Here is a 19,003-nt window from a genome sequence, read left to right as displayed (position 1 = left end):
TCAGGACTTGGCAGCTGCGCGCCCTGCGCGGCGTCCGAAGAAGCTCCCGTCGCCGAGTGAAGCACCGCTGGCATAGCCGCCGGCGCAGATGCCCGAGGTGCACCGCCCGGCAGCGAACAGACCCGGGATGGGGTCACCGGAGACATGAAGCACTCGGGAGTCGAGGTCGGTCTTCAGCCCGCCGAGGGTGAAACCACCGGTGCGGTTGCGCAGGTCGTAAGCCGCCAGAGGCGTTCCGATCGGCTTGACCCACTCGGGCTTCTTGCCGAGCAGCGGGTCGCTGCCGTCCTCGGCATGGTGGTTGTAGACCTCCACGGTTGCCTGCAGCACCCCCGCGGGAAATCCGATTTCGGATTCCAGCTCTTCGACGGATTCCGCTACCCAGGTGGGCGGCTGGCTCCGCATCGCGGCTGCTGAAGAGACCGTGTTCTGGGCTTCCTCCAGAGCAGACTCATCGATGATCAGGAACGCCTCGTTGCTCTGGCGGATCAGGGTCGCCTGCCCGATATGGCTCGGGTACGAGTCCTCGGGGATGTAGCGCTGTCCGCGCCCGTTGACGAGGATTCCCCGAACCATCACCTGAGGATCGGCGAAAATGGCAACCTCGATGGCGTCCATGTGGGCCAGCTGGGCGCCGAGCGCCTGAGCGACGCGGATACCGATGCCATCGTGCTCTTCGATGGCAGCCGCGGGCCTGTTGATCAGCAGCGGGGTGTATGCCTCGATCATGTCCTGGTTGTACGCGAAACTACCGGTGGCCAGCACGACACCCTTGCGCGCACGGACGTGCACCAGCTTCCCGTAGCGTTTGGCGACCACACCCACGACCCCGCCGGCCTCGTCGACGATCAAACGCTGCAGACGCAGATCGTATTCGGCGCGCACACCCAAAGACTCGGCCATTTCGGTGAGCGGCTTCATCAGCATGTAACCGCCGCCCTTGTCCCCGGCGTGCTTATCCGCCATCTGTGGGAGGTGTCCACGCGGTGCCGGGATAGCGATGGTGTTGTACGGCGCGGCGTTCTCGCCGCCGGAGTACATCAGGCCCTGATCGGCAGGCGGCTCCCAGCCCGGTTCGCCCCAGAACTCCTTTTTGAAGGGGACACCCTGGGCGACAAGCCAATCGAAGTGCTCGACGCTGCCCTGGCAGTAATCATGGATCTTCGCCTCGTCGACACCCGGCCCGAGCGCGGCCGTCATGTACTTCTCCATATTCTCGGGGGTGTCCTCGAAGCCGAGAGTCTTCTGCAACGCAGTGCCTCCGCCGAGATAGATGAATCCACCCGAGAGCGCTGCCGCACCACCCCAGCCACCGGTGCGCTCCAGCACCAAGACGTCCGCGCCGGTGCGCGCTGCCTCGATCGCCGCACTCGCACCGGCGACGCCGTATCCGACGACGACCACGTCGGCCTCGTAATCCCATTCGGCAATCGCAGCAGCGTGCTCGGGGCGAACACTCCCGATGTCCGACATTGTTCTCTCCTCTTCATTGAGGCCGGCGATGCATTCCGCGTGTTACGACGACGAACTCGCCGCTGATCGGCGACGCCGAGAAATCCGGTGCAGCCTCGTCAACTGGGCAGTTGTCGATGGCCGCAGTGCGTCCGCGCACGAGAGGGATGACGGTCCGGTACGAGTACGCGGAACGCCGATCGGACTTCGGCCGGGTCCGCACGAACACGCGCAGTGAGTCACCCGCTCCTGTCTTCAGCAACTCGATCGCGCCCAGTATCGTCGGCGGCGAATCCGAGGAAGGCCGAGGATCCCGCTCAGCGAGAAGAAATCCCGTGACGTTCGCGTGCGACGGTGCCGCGCAGATAGCCCTCGACCCCAAAAGAGTTCACGCTGCGACGGTTTCACTGCGAACCGCACCGACGATGGACATGTTGAGTACGCGGCCGCATAAAGCAGATCCAGCAGGTACGGATCGGGTGTTTGTATCAATTCACCACAGCTGGCGATCCGCGCTCACCCAAGGCGCCGGAGTCACGTCGTCTCGCGTCCTACAACGTCGAAATTCGGTGTGACACTTGCTGCAAAGGACTCTCCTTCGATCGAATCGTCACCCGCGCGTTGGCCGGGCCCGCAACGCATCGTCATTCGATCCACCTGCTCAGTTTGTCGACTACGCACGCCGGCTTCGCTGATCCTTCGATTTCCACAGTGACTCGAATAGTGGACTGGACGCCTCCTGGTACATCAGTGCACGCCAGGATTTCGCCGCTACCGCGTACGCGCGACCCCGCCGGCACCGGAGCCGGGAACCGGACGCGGTCGGCACCGTAGTTCACGCCCATGGACACGTTCTGCACGCTGATCAGTTGCGGCAGAAACAGATTGCACAGCGCCAGCGTGAGATAACCGTGCGCGATCGTCGACCCGAACGGTGAGCTTTTCGCGCGCTCGACGTCGACGTGAATCCACTGATGATCGCCTGTCACGTCAGCGAAGCCGTCGATGCGCTGCTGATCGATCATGATCCAATCCGTAGGCCCGAGTACGGCGCCGACCGCACCGCGCAAGCCTCCCGGGCCGTCGACCACCAGCGGTCCTGCATCGGGCTTGGGTGGCGCCGCCGCCGGGGCGGGGGTCCTCTGGACGACACTCATCGGCAACCTTCCTTCTTGTCCATCATTCGACTCTCAGGCGAACGGCGGAGCCGCCGATCGAGCGGCCGCTCACCGCACGGTGTTGCGAGCAGCGATATCCGTGTCCGGTTCGGGCACAGCGAGATCCATTCCGCGAGTCTCGCTGATCCGCTAGATCGACACGACGGCCGACCCGGTCCGACAAGCGCCGAGAACACAGGCGCAACGATCAGCGAGGCGAAGTTGCCGCGCCGTCCGGGGGTACTGCGTTCACGGCTGGGAGACAGGGATGTCGAGCGGCGCCTCGGCCGGATACTCCTGCGGCGCCATCGCATAGGTATCGGTGAGCAGCGCGATGAAGGCCGGGTCGGTGAGCGGGTCCGTCGGCTCGCTGTAGGCGATCCCACGGGCCCGCAGATCCGCAAACAGCATGTCGAACACGGTCTCCAGGGACAGATCGTCGGTGTGGTCGAGGTACTGGTTCACCTCGGCCGCATCGTCGAAAACCAACGCTGTGTAGTGGAACAGCGTGCGGGACTGCTCATCTCCGTAACGAGCGATCTGCGTGTCACCGTTGCGGATCACCCACTCGTCGTTGTCTCGGTGCAGCAGGGAGTGCATCTCGAGCCCTGGAGCATCGCGACGATCGCGGGGTCCGTTCCCCTCACGCCGGTGATACATGCGCGAATTATCGGTGAGGATCGCGGTGTTCCGGAACGGTGCCCGGAACCGGGACGGTGCGCGGTCCGGCCCTTCCGGCCAGTACGTGAATCCGCCGTCGATATCGGAGTCGTAGAAGTAGGTGATGACCTGACCGGTTTTGACTTCCCACGAATCGAACAGGCCCGACTTCGCCATGACACCCATCAACCACACCGGCGTATTGATCAGCCCGCGACCGCGCCAGCTGCGCCCGTCGAAGTGCCCGGCATCGAAACTGTGGGACGGTCCGCCCGTGTTGAACAGCATGTGATGCGCGAATCCATAACGGGCACCGTGCATGTGCTTGACCGGATCGAGCAGCTTCCGGCTGAAGTAGATGTCATGGATCGAGTCGTCCATCACAATGCCTTCCTTGGCCAGATAGCCGCGGAAGACCGGCGCCGTGAAGTCGGCCAGTCGCGCGTTCGGATTGCGGTCCTCGGCCCCCGAAATCGCCAGGTATTCCTCGGTCGAGGAGAAATGCTGGGCAAGTACCAGCTGCCAGGGGGCACCGCGACGGATGAAGCCGAACAAGGCATCGACCTCGGCGGGGGTGTACAGATCGTTGATCAGGCTCGGCGGCGCGACCGGTGTCATCGGATGCTGCTGTGTCGACGTGCCCATCGGAGTTCCTTCCATGTGTCGCTGCGCATCGGCCGGCGCGGCGAATGCGAGCCAATGGCAGGCGCGCAAGGTTTACAGGCGGTCTCAGGCCGGTTCTGCTGCGGCCGGCAGACGCTGGACCAGTTCGAGGCGATGGCCTTCGAGGTCCTCGACGAACGCGACCACGATGCCGAATTCGGGCATTTCCTTCGGCGGGACGGCCACGGTACCTCCGGCCTCTTCCGCGGCGCGGACCACTGCATCGACATCGTCCACATTGAAGCCGAGTACCGCTTCTCCCGGACGGGGTGCAGGGCGATTCAGATAGTGCAGAAGCACCAGTGCGGGATCGCCACCGTGCGCCGACGTCATGATGATCTCTTCGAGAGCGTCGTCTCCCTCGCCGGTGCGGACGCGATACTTCTCGATCATTCCGAGTACCGATGAATAGAAGCCGAACTGCGCTTCGGTGTTCTCGACGAGAATCTTGCTGAAACGGAAAACTGCTGCCTCTGCAACCATGCGACCTCCCGAATCTGTTCGCCCAGCGGACGTTACCGGCGTATTACGAAGGCACTCAGCGAAGTTCCCGCTCAGCGGAAGCGGGATCGGCCCTTATCGGACCTGCACGTTGAATTACATCGATTTCGGTGCCGCCGATTTCGACCGCGTCGAACCCTTGCTCACGGCATCGGAATCCTGCTAGCGACCCGAGCGGGCGGCTCGGCCGCCGCCGGCGTCACAGCGCCGCTTGCCCGACCTTGGCCTCGTCGAGATGTCTGATCCGTGGAATCACCGCCTGAACCGGCCCGACCACCCCGCCTTCCCCGCGACGATCCGCACGATCACCGCCTGGATCGCGGCCGGATCGCAATCAATATCCCAATCAGTGAAATCACCCCATTGAAGAATCGCTGCGCCTGAGCATGCTGAGCGCATCGGTGACCAACAAAGGAGTAACACCATCATGACTACCCTGCAGCGCTACGCCGACCGCCGCGTCCTGGTGACGGGCGCCGGTTCCGGCATCGGTCAGGCGACCGTTCTGCGCATCCTGTCCGAGGGCGGGCGGGTCGCGGCCGCGGACATCAGCGCCGACGGCCTGAAGCACACGCACACCAAGGCAGGCGACGACGCGGAGCGCCTCACCACCGTCGTCATGGACATCGGTGCCGAGGACTCGGTGAAAACCGGTGTCGCAGAGGCAGTCCGGGAGCTCGGCGGCCTCGACGCGCTGGTGAACGCGGCGGGGATTCTGCGCTCTGCCCACTTCGAGCAGACCACTGTGGCCGACTTCGAACAAGTGATCCGGATCAATCTCATCGGCACCTTCCTGGTGATCCGGGAAGCCCTGCCGGCGCTGCGCGAGGGTACGGGGCCGGCGGTGGTGAACTTCAGCTCCACCTCGGCGCAGTTCGCGCACCCGTACATGTCGGCCTACGCGGCTTCGAAGGGCGGCATCCAGGCGATGACCCACGCGCTTGCCATGGAATTCAGCAAGCAGGGCATCCGCTTCAATTCCGTGCAGCCGGGCTCGATCTCGTCGGGTATGACCGATGGCACCGGCGAAGCCAAGCAGAGCGTGGGGCCCGGCCTGCCCGCCGACGCGGATTTCGCCCTGTTCGGCAAGGCCGCTCCGATGCTGCCGCTGCCCGACGGCGCGATTTTCGCCCAGCCCGACGCAGTGGCCGCCGTGGTCGCGATGCTCGCCTCCGCCGACGCCTACTTCGTCACCGGTGCCGAACTGCGCATCGACGGCGGCTCGCACATGTGACAGTCGGGTCGGAAGCGATTCGAAAATGCTTCCGCTGAACGGGATTCCGGCTCCGGGAGCCGCCGCGGCCACCTTAGCGTTCGGCCGTGTTCAGGCCCCGGATCGGCATCCGCACCAGCGTCGTCGCGGTGGCGGCCATTCCCTGCGTATCGTTGTTGCTCGTCGCCGTAGGAGCTGCTGGCCACTTCCTGCAAACCGGCCAGCACGCCCGCGACTGGGCGGCCCAGAACGGTCGCGCACTCGAGCCGGTGGTCACCATGGTCGAAGCGATGCAACAGGAACGGCAACTGACCATGGTTGCCGCCCAGCGGGCACAGCCGGTCCCGACACTGGCGGCGGCACGCGAGCACGTCGACCACGCGCTTGCCGACCTGACGCCCATGGGCGAGGCGCTGGCCGCTATCGACCCCACCGGATTTCGCGACGTCCTCGCCAACTCCGTGACGGTACTGGAGAAGCTGCCGGCCACTCGCTCGGGCGTCGACGCGGGCACGCTGAGCGCCGGCGATGCCTACGACTACTACAACCGAGCAGTCGAGGTCATCACCACGGGATCGGCCGTCGCCGCACAGCGCGCGCCCGATACGGCCACCGCGCGAGAATTGAGCACCGGGCTGTCCATGTTTCGTGCGGTGGAGGCGATGTCGCGGGCCCACGCACTTGCCGCGGCGGCCGCGGCCCGCGGATCGACCGCCGAACAGCTGCAGCGGTTCACCAGCGAGGTCGGCTACTACCGGATCGCGCTGGATCACTTGGCGGCGCAGCTTTCCGGTCCGCAGCGAGATCGGCTGCGTGCGTTGACCGATAGCGATGACTGGCACACGACCGTCGCGGCCGAGGACGCACTGATCGCTGCCGCGCCTGGAACCAGCACCGCCGGCGACGCCACCTCGGAAGCAGCCGCACACGTAACATCCGGGCTACTCGAGCTCTGGCGGGCGCAGAACGCGGCCGCGGGAAAGTCGGCGCAAGACGCCGGCGACCGAATCTCGCACGGCTCGATCCTCGCCGCTTTCGCCGCGGTCGCCATCGCGGTGATCGCGGTCTCGGCCGCGCTCGTCGCCGCCGACCGGCTGGCACGCCGGCTGGTGCGCCTGCGCACCGACACCACCGACCTGGCCGAGCGGCGCCTGCCCGCCCTCATGAGCCGGCTGCGGCGTGGCGAGCAGGTGCAGATCGACCAGGAGGTCGTCCGGCTCGATCCGGGCGCCGACGAGATCGGGGACGTGGCCGCCGCCTTCAATCAGGCACAGTTCGCGGCCGTGTCGGCCGCTGCCGCGGAGGCCGCGACTCGCAACGGTGTCCGGGCTGTGTTCGTCAACATCGCCCATCGGAGCCAGCTGGTGGTGCACCGCCAACTCGAGGTGCTCGACCAGGCGGAACGTGAGGCCGATGATCCGAACTATCTGCAGACCCTGTTCGCACTGGACCACCTCGCGACCCGCGCCCGACGCAATGCCGAGAACCTGATCATTCTCGGCGGGGAACGACCCGCGCGGCGCTGGCGTAATCCGGTGTCGCTGTTCGACATCGTACGCAGCGCCGCGGCCGAAACCACCGACTACCAGCGCATGGACCTCACCCGGCTGCCCGATGTGCGAGTCGCCGGCCATGTTGTCGCCGACGTCGTTCATCTGCTGGCAGAACTGATGGACAACGCCACCGCGTTCTCCCCACCACAGTCGCGGGTTCGCGTCGACGGCCGTGCCGTCGATGGCTGGGTGCGCCTCTCGGTGAGCGACCAAGGGCTCGGCATGGAGCCCGCAGCGCTGGTGCAAAGCAACGAACTCCTCGCGGCGGCACCGGATTTCGGCATCGCCGCACTCACCGGTGATTTCCGCCTCGGCCTGTTCGTGGTGCCCGCCCTCGCCGGGCAGCATGGACTTTCGGTGCGGCTGACCGAATCCGAGTACGGCGGAATAAGCGCGGTCGTATCCATCCCCGCGACGTTGTTGTCCCCGTCCGAGGTCGCCGAGTAGGCGAAAAGCTACGGGTTCTCAGGCAAGCACCGCATTCGTTCCGGTCATCAAGGAGCCATCGGCCGGCCCCGACCATCCGCAGGGCGAGTCACAGGTAGCGACGACTCGGCTGTCCATACTGCCGTCGACGTACCTGGTCGCGATGATCGCCCCTCGCGCGGCGTACCCACAGTCCGGGCATTTGCCGAAGTAGTTGAGTATCTCGTGAACTCGCGCGTCGCTCACCGCGATCGGCATCGTGACCCTCCTCTGCTCACCCTCACCCATCTAGTACCGCCCCCTCGTCCTGGGACCCGAGGTGCGCGGCAGCGGCGCGCGGGGCCGACAAGCGTTGTGCCACACCGCGGTCCACCAGCTCGATCACCTGTCCGACCGGGTCGCGGTGGTACACGCATCCGGCCGGGGCGATGAGGCACAGATCATTTCCCGGGGACTAATTCCATCCAGTGAAATTCGTCCGATCATGACCGGGAACCTCGGTGTTACAACGGTTTACGCGTGGGAGTGGTCCGCGACCGCGGACATTCAGCCTGCTTCCACACAGACAGGTTTGGAGGACGGTCGAGATGACAACGGTGCACGATGAGGTACGCCGGATCGAAGCCGAAGCCGCGCCGAAGCGGTTCGCACGAGGCTGGCACTGCCTGGGGTTGAGCAAAGATTTCGCCGACGGCAGACCGCATTCGATTCAGGCGTTCGGAACGAAGCTGGTCGTCTTCCGCGGCGAGGACGGGAAACTGAACGTCCTCGACGCCTACTGCCGGCACATGGGCGGTGATTTGTCCGACGGCGAGGTCAAGGGTAATGAGATCGCTTGTCCGTTCCACGACTGGCGGTGGGGAGGGGACGGCCGCTGCAAACAGATCCCCTATGCCCGGCGGGTGCCCCCACTGGCCCGTACCCGCACCTGGACCACCCTCGAGCAGGACGGGATGCTGTTCGTCTGGAACGACCCCGAGGGCAACCCGCCGCCGGCCGAGGTCACGATCCCGCGGATAGAAGGTGCCGGCAGCGATTCCTGGACCGACTGGCACTGGTACACCACAGTCGTCCATACCAACTGCCGCGAGATCGTCGACAACGTCGTGGATATGGCCCACTTCTTCTATATCCACGGCTCGCTGCCGACCTACTTCAAAAACGTCTTCGAAGGGCATATCGCCACTCAGTACTTCGAGAGTGGCGCGCGGGCGGATCTTCCGGGCCCCGAGGGACAGCCCGCCTTGCTGGGGACGACGTCGGTCGCGTCGTATTACGGTCCCTCCTTCATGATCGACGACCTCGTCTATCACTACGAGAACGGCGACTACAAGACGGTTCTGCTCAACTGCCACTACCCGATCGACGAGAATTCGTTCGTACTGCAGTACGGAATCATCGTCGAAAAGTCCGAGGGGCTGCCCGAGGACGAGGCCATCGCGACCGCGGTGGCGCTGGGCGATTGGGTGAAGATCGGTTTCGAGCAGGATGTCGCGATCTGGAAGCGTAAGGCGCGCATCGACAATCCGCTGCTGTGCGAGGAGGACGGCCCGGTATATCAGTTGCGGCGCTGGTACCAGCAGTTCTACGTCGACGCCGCCGAGGTGGCCCCGGAAATGGTCGACCGATTCGAATTCGAACTCGACACCACCCGGCCGCTCGAGGCGTGGCAGCGGGAGGTCCAGGCGAATCTCGCCCGCGGTACCGAATCCGCCGGAGCGCCCTCATGACGCTCCCGATGGACGAGCGGCTGCGCGCGACCCCGATGCGGCCGGTGCACTGCGCCCAGTGCGGCGCCCGCGTGCTGGCACGCAAGAGCAGCCGGGCACAAACCAGCATCCAGTGGGATGCCGCGTCCGCTGCGGCCTGCGTGGAACGCCACACCGCCGAGGCGCTGTCGGGCAAGCCGCTACCGCACTGCTCGCAATTGCGTGAATCCATCTGGGCGGCAGCGCGAACCGGTGAACTACCGGTGCTCGACGAAGCGCCGCCGGGCTGAACGCACCTAGGATACGAATCCGGGCACCGTCGCGACCAACGGTGCCCGGATTCCGCACGCGTGCCGGTCACAACAGCGCAAGCGCCGAAGGTCTTCGGTACACGCCCGCATCCCGACAGCCGGTACCCGCCTTCGACTTCGACGAGTTCGCCGGTCGGCGCGTACGACGACGACACCAGTGCATCCGGAGCGGCCTTCCACACGTCGTCCTGCGCTCGCTCCTCGAACAGTGAGATCTGCCAGGGGTGTATGCCCAGCACCGACGCGACCCAGCCGGTCGACGGACAGGCACCCGCGATGGCGCGCACGGATTCGTAGAGTTCAGCCGGATTGCGCTCGAGACCGCCATAACGCTTGGGCTGCAACAGACGGAAGCGTTCTCCTGATCTCGGACGCTCCCCCGCAGCGGACACCCCGTCGTGTGGTCCCGAGCTCCGCACGCGTCCTGCTCGTGCCGTCGCGTTCGATCGTCTCGGTGCCGACGACGGTAGAACCCGCCATCGGATTCGCAACCACGAAATCTCAATCAGCGGAACAGAAATCACGGACCGATGGCAACCCGCCGCAAAACAGCTCACCGAGGGCCACTGCATTCGACGGCCCCCGGTGAGGTGGGCGGCTAGGCCGACTCGGTCGTCTCCCCTGCGGCGTGGCGTGCGGCGATGTATCCGAAGACCAGGCCCTGGCCGATCGTCGCCCCGGCGCCGGGGTAGCTGGCGCCGAAGGCGTTCGCGGCGGTGTTGCCGATCGCGTACAGCCCTTCGATCACACCGCCGTCTTCACGCAGCACGCGCGCGTCCCGGTCGGCGACGACACCGCCGCACGTGCCCAGGTCGCTGAGGATCATCTTGACCGCGTAGTACGGGGCTTTCCGCAGCGGTGCGAGATTCGGGTTCGGCGTCACGGTGGGATCGCCGTAGTAGCGGTCGTAGGCGCTGGCTCCGCGCGCGAACTCCGGATCTGTTCCGGTCTCGGCGTAGCGGTTCATATTCTGGAACGTCTCGGTGAACGCGTCCTCGGGGACCCCGATGGCCCGTGCCAGCGCCGCGGGATCGTCGGCGCGATGGGCGATACCGGCCTCGAACCAGGCCTGCGGCAGGGGCTGACGGGGAAAGTACTGTCCCGCAAGGATGTAGTTGTTGCGGTAGCGCTGATCGAAGACCAGCCACATCTGTTCGGCCGGATCTCCTCGCCGCTCCCGCGCCAGCAGCGCCTGTCCGAACGACATGTAGTCCATCGCCTCGTTCACGAAGCGCCGGCCGGTCTGGTCGACGACGAACGAGCCGGGCAGCGAGCGTTCGGCGAGCATGACCAGCGGCGCCGCGCCGGGCAGTGGCGCGAACGCGGGGAACCACCATGCCTGATCCATCAGGGCGGTCCAGGCACCGAGTTCTTGGGCCACGGTGATGGCGTCACCGGTGTTGCCCTCGGATCCCAGACTGGCGTCGTCGTCGAGCCGCGGCGACTGGAATTTGTGCCGTGCGGCCATATCGTGATCGAAGCCTCCGGCGGCCAGCACCACCCCTCGACGCGCCGTCACCGTGACCTCACGCTCACCTTGGCGCACCACCGCGCCGGCGACGCGGTCACCCTCACGGATCAGCCGGACCAGGCTGGTCTCGGTCCACACGGGAATGCCGGCCCGTAGTACGCCCGCGAACAGACCCGCTGCCAAGGCCTGCCCCCCGGCCAGATATTCGCGCCCGATCACCATGCCGCCGATACCGAGGGCCGCCCGCCGCAGAATGCGCGAGAACGCCTTGATCGGTTTGCGCGCAACAAGATTCATCCACTTGTAGTCCGCGCCGGTGACCGGCATCGGCACCGGGGCCTCCATGACGCCGGGACGCAGGCGCGGACGCTGCTCACCCAGAATCGAGGCATCGAACGGGCGGCATTCACAGGTCCGGCCTTCCGCCCGCCCGCCGGGCTCTTCCGGGTGGTAGTCCGAATAGCCCTTCGCCCAGAAGAATCGCATCGGCGTGGTCCGCTCGAGCATCTCGACCGCCGCGGCACCGGCATCGAGGAAAGCCTGCCCTCGCTCGGCAGGTGCGGTTTCACCGACGACCGACCGCAGATAGGCTCGCGCCTCGGCCAGATCAGGGTCCGAATCGGGGAGGCTGGAGTTGCCCGGAATCCAGAACGCACCACCGGACCGCGCGGTCGAACCACCCACATAAGCGGTCTTCTCGACGATCACACTCGACAGCCCCTGTTCGTGGGCCGCCAGCGCCGCGGCCATACCGGTGCCGGAACCGACGACCAGTAGGTCGACGGTCACCTCGTGGGCGGTCGTGAGCGGGGGCATCGGCTTCTTCGCCATGATTCGAAACTCCACTCTCAGGGGTGGGACGGATTTCCCCAACCTAGATTTGCGCGAACGGCAGTCGAAGCTGGTCTTCCATTCAGTGGGAGAGCCCGCGAATTCCGCTGAGCGGAAACGGGTTCTGCCGCACCGGCCGGTGCCCGGTTAGCGTCCGGGCATGAGTAATACGTGGAACAGAGAAGAACTGGAATCGGCGTTTCAGACCTGGCATGCGACGGTCACTCGCGCGGCCTCGGGCGCGGGCAGCTGGCGCGAATTCGTCGACCTGTTCACCCCCGACGCCGAATATCACGAGCAAATGGTCGGAGTTCTGAAAGGACCCGACGCCATCTGGGCCTGGGCCGAGCCGACCCTCGCGCAGTTTCCGGGTTCCGCGATGACCTCGTTTCCCGATTATTGGCATCTGATCGACGACGTCAACGGCGTGATCGTGGTGAAGCTGAACAATCTGATGCGCGATCCGGGTGACGGCTCGCAGATGGGCGCCGACAACATCAGCATTCTCACCTACGCCGGGAACGGAAAGTTCTCCAAGGAGGAGGACATCTACGATCCCGCCGAATTCGTCCGGCTCGTTCCCGAGTGGTGCCGGCGTGCCATGGAACTCGGTACTCTCAGCGAGGCCGAGCTGGCATGGTGCAAACAGGCGCTGCCCGCAGCAGAACCGGACTCCGTCTCGTAAGCGCTCAAGCCGGATGCGCCCGCGTAGTCGCGGGCTCACCCGGCGCGCGTCTCTCAGTGCAGCCGCGGGATATCGTCACCGGTCGGCAGCTGAATTCTGGATTCCGGCAGGGCGTGTTCGCGCACCGCGCGGTCGATCCGTCGGCGCAGGACATCGCAGCCGCGTTCCTGATGCCCCACACCCCGGCCCTGAGCTGCGATCACCGGGCACCGCCCGGCCTCACCGGTCCACTGAACCGACGTGTGTGCCGCACTGAACTTCTCGATCAGCACGCGTTGGCCGCACTGCTCACAGTCGAGCGGACGCATGGTCATCGCGGGGCCGCTTGCGGTGTGGCCAATACGCAGTGCGTGTCGTAGAAGATCGTCGGCATGCATTTGTTGCAGTGGATGCACAACGACTTCGTCTGGTGATCCTTCGCGATCCGGTTGATCAGATCCGGCTCGCGCAGTAGGGCGCGCGCCCTCGCGACGAATTCGAATCCCTCGGCCATCGCGGTGTCCATAGCGGACTTGTCGGTGATTCCGCCCAGCAACACGAGCGGCATCGAGACGTTCGCACGGATCTGGCGCGCCGCGTCGAGCATGAACAGATCTTCGTACGGATAGTCGTGCAGGAAGAATTTGCCCGCAACCTTCACGCCGAACCGCATCAGCGGCGACATGACCGCGGCGAATTCGTTCAGCGGTGCCTCGCCTTTGAACAGATACATCGGATTCAGCAGCGAACTGCCGATGGTGAGTTCGATGGCGTCCAGACTGCCGTCGGCTTCCAGCCACTGCGCGACCTGGATCGCCTCGTCGAGCCAGAACCCGCCCGGCACTCCGTCGTCCATGTTCAGTTTGGCCAGTACCGCGATCCGGTCGCCGGCGGCTTCGCGCACCTCGGCGGCGACCTCGCGAACGAGGCGGGCGCGATTGCGCAGGGAGCCACCGTAGGAATCCTTGCGCCGGTTCAGGGCCGGACTCAGGAACGAACTCGCGAAATAGTTGTGCCCGAAGTGGATTTCGACGGCGTCGAATCCCGATTCGATCGCCAGCCGGGTTGCGGTGCCGTGGGCGGTGCGGATCCGGGCGATATCGGCGAGTGTCGCGGCATGGGTGACCTGCGGACCCATCGGGCTGATCCGCCGCGACGCGCACAACGCCGGGTAGCCATTCGATTTGGCGTTCGCCACCGGCCCGGCGTGACCGATCTGGGCCGACGCCGCCGCCCCCTCGGCATGGACGGCGTCGGTGAGCCGGCGCAGGCCGGGCACCGCCTCGTCGCGCATCCAGATCTGATCGGCCTCGGTGCGCCCTTCCGGCGCCACCGCGCAATAGGCGACCGTCGTCATCCCGACTCCCCCGGCGGCGACCTGCCGGTGGAAGTCGATGAGCTGATCGCTGACCAGCGCACCCGGGGCCATGTGCTCGAAGGTCGCGGATTTGATGGTGCGGTTACGCAGCAACACCGGACCCAGCCGAGCCGGAGCGAGAACATCGGGAATCGGATCGGGAATCGGATTCACAGTCACGACAGCGCCTTTCGATGCGGCAGGAAGGTCAGATCCTCGGGGTGCGGTGCCCGCAGCATGGTCCAGTAGTCGACCAGCCGCCACGGGCACGGCACGACCGCACGGCCCGCGGAATTGCGGTAGTACCCGTTGACCTGTGCACCGGGATGCACCCACACGGTCTCGTCGAGCGCCTCGTCGACGCGCTCGTTGTACTCGTCCTGCGCCTGCTGGTCGACGTCCATCGCGGCATGATCGTTCTCGAGCAGGTACTGCAGGCACTCGATGATGTAGTGGACCTGCTCCTCGCCGGTGATGTTGTGTCCCGCACCGTGATTGGGCGCGGAGTTCGGCCCGGCGGTGATGAACAGGTTCGGGAATCCGGAAACCTGCACTCCCAAGTACGCCCGCGGGTCCTCGCCGCCCTTCCAGATCTGGGCCAGGGTCGCGCCGTCGCGGCCGGCGATGTCGATCGTGGTGGTGAACTGGAGTTCGAATCCGGTCGCGAGGATGATCACGTCGGCGGGAATGACGGCGCCCTCGGTGGTTACGACACCGTCGGGTGTGATCCGCTCGAACGAGGCCCGGTGCAGGTGCACATGTTCACGATTCAGCGCCTTGAAGAATCCGGGGTCCTTGACGATCCGCTTCGCGTAGGGGCGGAAATCGGGGGTCAGCTTTTCGACCAGGTCCGGCCGGTCCGGGAAGCTGTTACGCAGATACTCCTGTGCGGTGCGCAGGACCATGTCGTTGGCCGGCGACGCGGACAGGTCGGTGGCTGCCCATTCCTTGTCGATACGCGGCAGCGGGTACAGGTTGTCGGAGGCGAACCAGTAGGTGCGCAACCGGAACCACTTGTCGTAGAAGGGCAGATGGGCCATCGCCCACTTCTCGCCGGCCGGGACGTCGCCGCCGACCGTCTTCTCCGGGACCAGCCAGTGCGGACTGCGCACGACCACGTCGAGGGTGTCGACCTCGTCCACGATGCTCGCGACGACCTGCACCGAGGTGCAGCCGGTACCGAGAACGACCACGCGCTTGCCGCGCAGATCGATCTCGGTATCCCATTCGGCGGTGTGCACGAGCGTCCCGGCGAAGGTGTCCATTCCCGGCACATCCGGAATGTTGGGGGCATTGAGCATGCCGAGCGCGGTGATCACGGCGCGGGCGCGGTGATGGGTCAGCTCACCGTCGCGATCCTCGGTGACGACCTCCCAGCGGTTCTCCTGCTCGAGCCAGGTGGCCGAGCGGACGCGGGTGCCGAATCGGATGTGCTCGCGCAGCCGGTATTTCTCGACCACACCGAGCAGATAGTCCTGATATTCCGGTCCGGTCGGGTAATACCGCGACCAGTTCGGGTTCAGCTCGAACGAGTAGGAGTAGTAGTGACTCGGGGTGTCCACGGCCGCGCCGGGATAGGTGTTGCGCTGCCAGGTACCGCCGATATCGTCGCGTTCCTCGAAGATGACGAACGGAAAACCGGCCTCCGCCAACTTGATTCCGGCGTTGATGCCGACGATTCCGGCGCCGATCACGACGACGTCGAAGTCGGCGGGCGGGGTGACCGTCACCGGGACGTGGCGCCGGTCCTTGGTGAATCCGGCCTGTTCCAGCAGAATCGGCACGAATTCGGCGTCCACCCGCTGCGCGGTGCAGACCGTCGCCATGCGTTGGAACAGCTCGTCGTCCGGAACATCCAGGGCTGCAACCGAATCCGGCGTCAAGACCTCGCGCGCGCGGGCACGGATGTCCGCGGCGACGTCGTCGGGGTAGGTGCCCGGCGGGACCGTCGGACGCGTGCCGGTGCGGTAGTGATTGCCCGGCTCCTCGATCGTCAGGCGCGGACCGAATTCGTCGAGCAGTCCCAGATCACCGGTTACGTGCACCATCGACATGAGCAGCGGCGCCACCTCGCACTCGTCGATCGCCCGGTGGAATGCGGCCTCTCGGTCGGCGGCAGCGGTAGCGTCGGAGGAGGCTGCTACGCCGGTGACGATGGTGTCTGTCATGAGTTACCTTCCGGGAGTGGCACGCCCATCCGGGCGAGCATGTCTCGTGGATTCGCGGGCGGGCGCAGATTCAGCAGTTGTTCACCACGCCTGGTCGCCGAGGCTGTGCACATCTCGTCGTCGGAGAAGACCCAGAACTGCCCGCGGGCGATCTGCTCGATCATGTGCTCGGCCGCGGCGAGCGGGTCGAGTCCCTTGTCGACATTGTCGCGCTGCATCGCGGCGAACACGGCATTGGCGGTGGGGGCGGAGGTGGGTGCCTCGCGCTGGGCCGCGAGGAAGATCTCGCTGCGGATGGAATGCGGCACCACGGCACTGACCTGGATCGGTGCGCCGATGATCGACAGATCCTGATGCAGGCATTCCGTCATCGCCTGCACCGCGAACTTGCTCACGATGTAGGGCGACTGCACGGCGACGGTGTTGAGGCCGCCCACCGAGGACAGGTTCGCGATGCACGATGGCGAGCCCACTCGGATCATATGCGGCACAAAGGATTTCAAGCAGTAGAAGACGCCGTCGACGTTGATCTGCATCACTCGCCGCCACCGGGCTGGGTCGATCTCCCACAGCAGTCCCGAGGACTCCACACCGGCATTGTTGATCAGCAGTTCGACGCTGCCGTGCCGGTCGAAGATCGCGGCCGCCATGGCGTCGACCGCGGCCTCGTCGGCCACGTCGACCCCGTACCCTTCGGCAGTGCCGCCCTCGGCGACGATCGCGGCCGCGACCTCCGCGGCACGGCCGGCGTCGATATCGGCGACGACCACGGTCATACCGAGGCTGCCCAGATGCTGGGCCAGGCCACGGCCGATACCGGCCGCCGCGCCGGTCACCACTGCGGTGCCCCGCGAGAATCGTTCCCGGGCGGTCGTGGTCATCACACGCCCTCCGGCTGAATGTTGGGGTTCGCCCACGAAGGTGGTTCTCGGCGCGGCAATTCGGTGCTGCCGTCCAGCGACATCACCGGAGTGTGCGTCGCATAGGGGTAATGGAGGCTGAAGGCGACCAGGCCGGTGCGCTCAGCCGCCGGCGCCGTGCACATCTCGAGCACGGTTTGCGCCAGGTACTCCACCGGCTCGGTGTCGTACCCCTCGGGCAGCAGTGCCGACGCACCCGGAGTCATGATCGCCGTCGACGGGCCGACCGCGTTGACCGCGATCCCGTCGTCGAGCAACTCCGCCGCCAGGCCTTGGGTGAAGCGGTGCAGTGCGGCCTTGGCCGAGGCGTAGACGACATCGCCGGAGGTCTTGTTGTACTCCCGGAAGGGCCGGATCGGAGTCAGTCCGGTCGAGGAACCGATGTTGACGATCCAGCCGGCCCCCTGTTTGCGCAGATGGGGAATCGCCGCACGGCTGAGTACGAACGGCACTTCGAGATAGTGCTGCACGGTCCGGTGGAACGTCGCGTCGCTCATCTGCTCGATCGAGCTGTAATCGGCGAAACCGGCGTTGTTGACCAGGATGTCGATGCCGCCGAGTTCCGCGACGACCTTGTCGACCAGTCCGCCGCGTTGTCCGGCGTCCTCCAGGTCGGCGGGGATCGCCACCGCGCGGCCACCCGCGGCCTCGATCAACTGCACGGTTTCGTCCAGCGAACCGGCAAGCAGATGGGTTGCGCCCGCACGCACCGAGGGGCTCGGCGCATGCGAGCGCGCGGTGACCACCACCGTCGCGCCCTCCGCCGCCAGACGCTGCGCGATCGCCCGTCCGATTCCGCGACTACTGCCGGTGACCAGGGCCTTCTTGCCACTGAGTCGCTGTATCATGCTTACCTTCCGCATTCGCTGTGTCCGGGTTCACACCCGCGATCCATCGTGGGCCGACGGACCGTCACGCTCGGCCACTGCTTCCGCTCAATGGGACAGTGAATCGGGGACGTTCACCGAGACGAGAAGCTCACGCATCATGTGCCAAAGTCGCTGGCGCGCGGGCTCGGTCAGCGACAGGCTCGGGAAGGTCAGAAATCCGTGGAACAGCCCGTCGAAGCGGTGGGAGGTCACCGCGACACCGGCGTCGGCGAGACGGCGGGCGTAATCCTCACCGGCCGTGCACGGCGGGTCCAATTCGGCGGTGGCCACCACCGCCGGCGGCAATCCGGCCAGGGACTCGGCCCGGCTCGGCACCAGGTACGGACTGCCGGTGCCGTGCGGCGCGTACTGCTGCCAGTACCAGCGCATGGCCGTGGTGGTGTTGTAGTACCCCTCACCGTAGCGCCGGTAGGACTCGGTGCCGAAATCGTCGTCGATCACCGGATAGAGCAGGACCTGCCCCGTGATAGGCGGGCCGCCGCGATCGCGCGCGGCCAGGCTCACCGTCGCCGCCAGATTGCCGCCGGCGCTGTCGCCGGTGACGACGAGACGCCTTGCGTCAGAACCGAATTCGCCGGCATGGGCCGCGGTCCACTGCACCGCGGCGTACATGTCCTCCATCGCCGCGGGGCCGGGATGCTCGGGGGCACGCCGGTAGTCCACCGACACCACGGCGACACCGACCGCTTGCGCCATCGATCGGCAGAACTCGTCGTGACTGTCGAGATCGCAGAAGACGAATCCACCGCCGTGAGCGAACACGACCACCGGAATCTGTTTCGGCACATCGATTTCCGGCACGTACACACGCAGCGCCAGGTCTCCGCCGGGACCCGCGATCACCCGGTCCTCGGCCACGCGCATGGCGGGCAGATGTGTCAGGGGAGCCCGCCGCGACGCGATGATCTCGCGCAATTCGGCGGGGTCGTGCTGGGTGACGTCCGGGAACGATTCCAGCGCCGAGAGCATCGCCTCGACCTCCGGATGCAGGTCGGACCGTCGTTGTCCGTCCATAGGGACCACGTCCTTACTTCGTTCGATGGGTACGCGACGGCAC

Annotated in this window: 17 protein-coding genes and 1 pseudogene; 5 read left to right on the top strand and 13 right to left on the bottom strand. The window is 66.0% G+C overall.

Annotation, left to right across the window (positions count from 1 at the left end):
• From C8258_RS05265 to C8258_RS05250, 4 genes are all read right to left on the bottom strand, one after another.
• Complete coding sequence (locus C8258_RS05265; protein ID WP_106954189.1) at positions 1-1,473, bottom strand: FAD-dependent oxidoreductase; 1,473 nt, start codon at positions 1,471-1,473, stop codon at positions 1-3.
• Between the two features lie 623 nt (positions 1,474-2,096).
• Entirely contained in the window at positions 2,097-2,609 is a 513-nt protein-coding gene (locus C8258_RS05260) for a MaoC family dehydratase (RefSeq protein ID WP_106954188.1), read from the bottom strand.
• A gap of 249 nt (positions 2,610-2,858) precedes the next feature.
• Positions 2,859-3,914 (bottom strand): hypothetical protein, encoded by a 1,056-nt coding sequence (locus tag C8258_RS05255; protein WP_233224884.1) that lies wholly within the window; start codon positions 3,912-3,914, stop codon positions 2,859-2,861.
• Positions 3,915-3,998: 84 nt separating this feature from the next.
• A complete protein-coding gene (locus C8258_RS05250; protein WP_106954186.1) occupies positions 3,999-4,415 on the bottom strand; it encodes a VOC family protein in 417 nt (138 codons plus the stop codon).
• Positions 4,416-4,860: 445 nt separating this feature from the next.
• Between C8258_RS05250 and C8258_RS05245 the strand changes: the two genes are divergently transcribed.
• Together C8258_RS05245 and C8258_RS05240 are read left to right on the top strand one after the other, a co-directional pair.
• Complete coding sequence (locus C8258_RS05245) at positions 4,861-5,667, top strand: SDR family NAD(P)-dependent oxidoreductase (RefSeq protein WP_106954185.1); 807 nt, start codon at positions 4,861-4,863, stop codon at positions 5,665-5,667.
• Positions 5,668-5,753: 86 nt separating this feature from the next.
• A complete protein-coding gene (locus C8258_RS05240; RefSeq protein ID WP_106954184.1) occupies positions 5,754-7,646 on the top strand; it encodes an ATP-binding protein in 1,893 nt (630 codons plus the stop codon).
• Between the two features lie 18 nt (positions 7,647-7,664).
• Here the strand turns inward: C8258_RS05240 and C8258_RS05235 are convergent, their stop codons facing one another.
• Positions 7,665-7,883: a hypothetical protein gene (locus tag C8258_RS05235; RefSeq protein WP_146161168.1), complete on the bottom strand. Its 219-nt coding sequence runs from the start codon at positions 7,881-7,883 to the stop codon at positions 7,665-7,667.
• Between the two features lie 329 nt (positions 7,884-8,212).
• Here C8258_RS05235 and C8258_RS05230 point away from each other — a divergent pair, with 329 nt between their 5' ends.
• Positions 8,213-9,355: a Rieske 2Fe-2S domain-containing protein gene (locus tag C8258_RS05230; RefSeq protein WP_106954182.1), complete on the top strand. Its 1,143-nt coding sequence runs from the start codon at positions 8,213-8,215 to the stop codon at positions 9,353-9,355.
• A complete protein-coding gene (locus C8258_RS05225) occupies positions 9,352-9,624 on the top strand; it encodes a ferredoxin (protein ID WP_106954181.1) in 273 nt (90 codons plus the stop codon). The genes C8258_RS05230 and C8258_RS05225 overlap by 4 nt, the downstream gene beginning before the upstream one ends.
• A gap of 110 nt (positions 9,625-9,734) precedes the next feature.
• Here the strand turns inward: C8258_RS05225 and C8258_RS33110 are convergent.
• Together C8258_RS33110 and C8258_RS05215 are read right to left on the bottom strand one after the other, a co-directional pair.
• Positions 9,735-9,998, bottom strand: a pseudogene (locus C8258_RS33110) (flavin-dependent monooxygenase); the annotation flags it as partial.
• A gap of 245 nt (positions 9,999-10,243) precedes the next feature.
• The gene (locus tag C8258_RS05215) at positions 10,244-11,947 is read right to left on the bottom strand and encodes a 3-ketosteroid-delta-1-dehydrogenase (protein WP_106954180.1); all 1,704 of its coding nucleotides are present in this window, start codon (positions 11,945-11,947) and stop codon (positions 10,244-10,246) included.
• A 160-nt stretch (positions 11,948-12,107) separates the two neighbouring features.
• On the opposite strand from C8258_RS05215, the gene C8258_RS05210 reads away from it, so the two are divergent.
• A complete protein-coding gene (locus C8258_RS05210; protein WP_106954179.1) occupies positions 12,108-12,632 on the top strand; it encodes a nuclear transport factor 2 family protein in 525 nt (174 codons plus the stop codon).
• 53 nt (positions 12,633-12,685) lie between these two features.
• Here C8258_RS05210 and C8258_RS05205 read toward each other — a convergent pair whose 3' ends face one another.
• The 6 genes from C8258_RS05205 to C8258_RS05180 form a co-directional block, all read right to left on the bottom strand.
• Complete coding sequence (locus tag C8258_RS05205; protein ID WP_039778610.1) at positions 12,686-12,946, bottom strand: hypothetical protein; 261 nt, start codon at positions 12,944-12,946, stop codon at positions 12,686-12,688.
• A complete protein-coding gene (locus tag C8258_RS05200) occupies positions 12,943-14,148 on the bottom strand; it encodes an NADH:flavin oxidoreductase (protein WP_199195594.1) in 1,206 nt (401 codons plus the stop codon). The genes C8258_RS05205 and C8258_RS05200 overlap by 4 nt, the downstream gene beginning before the upstream one ends.
• Positions 14,145-16,136 (bottom strand): NAD(P)/FAD-dependent oxidoreductase, encoded by a 1,992-nt coding sequence (locus tag C8258_RS05195; protein ID WP_106954178.1) that lies wholly within the window; start codon positions 16,134-16,136, stop codon positions 14,145-14,147. Before C8258_RS05195 ends, C8258_RS05200 begins: the two co-directional genes overlap by 4 nt.
• Complete coding sequence (locus C8258_RS05190; RefSeq protein WP_106954177.1) at positions 16,133-17,017, bottom strand: SDR family NAD(P)-dependent oxidoreductase; 885 nt, start codon at positions 17,015-17,017, stop codon at positions 16,133-16,135. The genes C8258_RS05195 and C8258_RS05190 overlap by 4 nt, the downstream gene beginning before the upstream one ends.
• Positions 17,017-17,904 (bottom strand): SDR family NAD(P)-dependent oxidoreductase, encoded by an 888-nt coding sequence (locus C8258_RS05185; protein WP_106954176.1) that lies wholly within the window; start codon positions 17,902-17,904, stop codon positions 17,017-17,019. Before C8258_RS05185 ends, C8258_RS05190 begins: the two co-directional genes overlap by 1 nt.
• 87 nt (positions 17,905-17,991) lie before the next feature.
• The gene (locus C8258_RS05180; RefSeq protein ID WP_106954175.1) at positions 17,992-18,960 is read right to left on the bottom strand and encodes an alpha/beta hydrolase; all 969 of its coding nucleotides are present in this window, start codon (positions 18,958-18,960) and stop codon (positions 17,992-17,994) included.
• Between the last annotated feature and the right edge of the window lie 43 nt (positions 18,961-19,003).

This window comes from Nocardia sp. MDA0666 (assembly GCF_003023875.1).
Lineage (GTDB): Bacteria > Actinomycetota > Actinomycetes > Mycobacteriales > Mycobacteriaceae > Nocardia > Nocardia aobensis.
This window is presented reverse-complemented; position numbering and strand designations above follow the sequence as displayed.

Bases quoted from the DNA above. Each gene is read 5' to 3' on its own strand.
- C8258_RS05250 (WP_106954186.1), bottom strand. From the start codon at position 4,415: ATGGTTGCAGAGGCAGCAGTTTTCCGTTTCAGCAAGATTCTCGTCGAG.
- C8258_RS05225 (WP_106954181.1), top strand. From the start codon at position 9,352: ATGACGCTCCCGATGGACGAGCGGCTGCGCGCGACCCCGATGCGGCCG.
- C8258_RS05245 (WP_106954185.1), top strand. From the start codon at position 4,861: ATGACTACCCTGCAGCGCTACGCCGACCGCCGCGTCCTGGTGACGGGC.
- C8258_RS05180 (WP_106954175.1), bottom strand. From the start codon at position 18,960: ATGGACGGACAACGACGGTCCGACCTGCATCCGGAGGTCGAGGCGATG.
- C8258_RS05190 (WP_106954177.1), bottom strand. From the start codon at position 17,017: ATGACCACGACCGCCCGGGAACGATTCTCGCGGGGCACCGCAGTGGTG.
- C8258_RS05205 (WP_039778610.1), bottom strand. From the start codon at position 12,946: ATGACCATGCGTCCGCTCGACTGTGAGCAGTGCGGCCAACGCGTGCTG.
- C8258_RS05260 (WP_106954188.1), bottom strand. From the start codon at position 2,609: ATGAGTGTCGTCCAGAGGACCCCCGCCCCGGCGGCGGCGCCACCCAAG.
- C8258_RS05255 (WP_233224884.1), bottom strand. From the start codon at position 3,914: ATGGGCACGTCGACACAGCAGCATCCGATGACACCGGTCGCGCCGCCG.
- C8258_RS05185 (WP_106954176.1), bottom strand. From the start codon at position 17,904: ATGATACAGCGACTCAGTGGCAAGAAGGCCCTGGTCACCGGCAGTAGT.
- C8258_RS05235 (WP_146161168.1), bottom strand. From the start codon at position 7,883: ATGCCGATCGCGGTGAGCGACGCGCGAGTTCACGAGATACTCAACTAC.
- C8258_RS05265 (WP_106954189.1), bottom strand. From the start codon at position 1,473: ATGTCGGACATCGGGAGTGTTCGCCCCGAGCACGCTGCTGCGATTGCC.
- C8258_RS05195 (WP_106954178.1), bottom strand. From the start codon at position 16,136: ATGACAGACACCATCGTCACCGGCGTAGCAGCCTCCTCCGACGCTACC.
- C8258_RS05210 (WP_106954179.1), top strand. From the start codon at position 12,108: ATGAGTAATACGTGGAACAGAGAAGAACTGGAATCGGCGTTTCAGACC.
- C8258_RS05215 (WP_106954180.1), bottom strand. From the start codon at position 11,947: ATGGCGAAGAAGCCGATGCCCCCGCTCACGACCGCCCACGAGGTGACC.
- C8258_RS05230 (WP_106954182.1), top strand. From the start codon at position 8,213: ATGACAACGGTGCACGATGAGGTACGCCGGATCGAAGCCGAAGCCGCG.